This window comes from Planomonospora corallina, assembly GCF_042650625.1.
Lineage (GTDB): Bacteria > Actinomycetota > Actinomycetes > Streptosporangiales > Streptosporangiaceae > Planomonospora_B > Planomonospora_B corallina.
Genome location: NZ_JBHSBM010000065.1, coordinates 1 through 1828 on the forward strand (window position 1 = coordinate 1; position 1828 = coordinate 1828).

At 73.2% G+C, this 1828-nt stretch carries 1 protein-coding gene; it reads right to left on the minus strand.

Translation table 11 applies throughout. From position 1 onward, the window contains the following. A partial coding sequence (locus tag ACFOWE_RS31645; protein ID WP_377294370.1) for a histidine kinase N-terminal 7TM domain-containing protein occupies window positions 1-1340 on the minus strand: 1340 nt, incomplete at its 3' end. Window positions 1341-1828: the final 488 nt, after the last annotated feature.

The following is a 1828-nucleotide window of genomic DNA, read 5'->3' on the forward strand; positions in this document are numbered from 1 at the left end:
GCTTCCATGAGGTGGCGGCGGTTGTGCAGGCCGGTGAGGGCGTCGCGGACGGCTTGTTCGGCGAGGTCGGCGCGCAGGGCTTCGATGGTGGCGACCTGGTCGCGTAGTTGCCGGTTGGCGTGCTGGAGGGCGCGGTGCTGGTCGTTGAGGGCGGTGACGTCGCGGCCGACGAAGGCCCAGCCGACGGTGTGGCCGCGGTTGTCGTGCAGGGCGGTGACGCGCACGTTCAGATCGATCCGCCGGCCCTCGGGATCGGTCACCGTGTAGTCGCTCTCGGCCTGACTCGTCAGCGCCGGATGCACCGCCGGGTCCGCCACCGGATCCGTTCCGGCGGACGTCGGCCCGTCCGCGCCCACCACCTGCCGGAACGCGCCGACCACGCCGCCGAGGGGGCGGACCGCGTCCGGGGAGCCGCCGTCCCCGTCTTCGTCTTCGTCGCCGGACGGCCGGGTGCCGGATTCCGCCTCTCCCAGGGTCAGGACGCCCTCGAAGACGCCGAGGACCGGGAGCCCGGTCACCCGGGCCGGCGCGGCCGGACGGAGCTGGCGGAGCATGCGCTCGGCCGCCGGGTTGAGGTCGAGGACGCGGCCGGAGGCGTCGACCGTCATGACCATGTCGCTGAGCATGTCGAAGACGCGGGTGCGCTCCACCGGCACCAGCTCGTACAGCGAGAGCCGCACCAGAGCCCAGTAGCACAGGACCGCGGTGACGCAGAACCCGACCGGCAGCAGCCGGGCGATCTGGCCCTGTCCCGCCACGTCGACGATGTTGAGGGCGAAGGGGGGGACGGCGGCGAACAGCAGGAACCGGTAGAGGCGGTGCTGGGAGCTCGGTCCCGTCACCCAGGCCCGGCCCAGGCGCAGGAGACCGGCGGTGATCAGGCCGTAGCTGTAGGCGGTGTGCGCCCAGAACAGCGGGCCGAACCGGGGCTGGGCGCCGGAGTACCAGGTGGCCGACTCCGAGGAGAGGAAGAACAGGTGGTGCCAGGAGTCGGTGGCGATCGCGGTCACGACGAGCACGGGATGGACCAGCAGCCACAGGGCCGTGCGGCGGGGCAGCCGCCAGGTGCGGTCGGTCGCCGCCACCGTCATGCAGTGGAAGCCCGCCGCGACGGCGCTCACACCCACGTACTTGACCATCCGCCGCAGCGGGACGGTCATCAGGTTCTGGTCCATGAACGGCAGGGAGTCCGCCGCGGACCATACGGCGATGCCCGCCGCGAGGACGACCAGCGCGCCCACCGCGGGGGTCGCCGGTCGGCGCCGCCGGCCGATGACCGCCACGGCGGCGGCCGTGACCGCCGACAGCAAGAAGAGCAGGGCCAGCACCGGCTCACTCATCCCCACTGCCTTTCTCCGACGCTCTGGCTTCACCTGCGTTCCGGCCGGCCGGAACGGCCGGGATCCGTCTGGAAGGTCCCGTCCTCGGGCCTGTCCCCGGACGTCCCGGACGTTCTCATGCGCTGTTCCGGGGCCCTGTCCTGGCCCTGTTCGGGGGCCGGGCGGAGGAGCCGCAGGTCTCATCGACAGATTCGGCACGGAGAGTGAGTTGTTGACTCCTTTTCCTCCGTGGTTTCGGCGAGGAGGGGGCCCGGGAGCTCTTCCGGAGCCGGGAGGGCGCGGAGGAGCTCGTCGTGACGGCCGAGACGGGACCCGGGGCGGTCAGGCGGCGACCACGGCGTCGGTTCCGCCGGTGCCCGCGGCGCCTGCGGGTGTGGTGGTGGCCGCGGTCCCCTGACCGGTGCCGGTGCCGGTGCCGGTGCCGGCGGGGGTGGGGGTGGGGGTGGGGGCGAGGTGGACGCGGTTGCGGCCGGCGCGTTTGGCCTCGT